This is a genomic window from Pseudomonas sp. BJa3 (assembly GCF_026343815.1).
Taxonomy (GTDB): Bacteria; Pseudomonadota; Gammaproteobacteria; order Pseudomonadales; family Pseudomonadaceae; genus Aquipseudomonas; species Aquipseudomonas soli.
This window is the reverse complement of record NZ_JAOXMC010000485.1, coordinates 1-241: the sequence shown is the minus strand read 5'-3', so window position 1 is coordinate 241 and position 241 is coordinate 1. Positions and strand designations below refer to the sequence as shown.

General features: G+C 66.4%; 1 pseudogene. It reads right to left on the bottom strand.

What is annotated here, in order from left to right:
- Nucleotides 1-40 precede the first annotated feature (40 nt).
- A pseudogene (locus OH705_RS28505) lies at nt 41-241 on the bottom strand (arginyltransferase); the annotation flags it as partial.

Sequence of the window (241 nt, the reverse complement as noted above, 5' to 3'; positions counted from 1 at the left end):
ATGATGCCACGCGCGGATGACATCCCCGTGCCGGCACCGCTCACTCGGCGGGGCGCCATTGGCGGCCGTCGAAATGTTCCAGCGGCCGGAAGCGCCGCTTGTAGTCCATCTTGCGATGGCCGTCGATCCAGTAGCCGAGATAGAGATGCGCGTAGCCGTCGCGACGCGCCCACTCGATCTGCCGCAGGATCGCCAGCGTGCCCAAGCTCCGCGCTTCCAGCGTCGGGTCGTAGAACGTGTA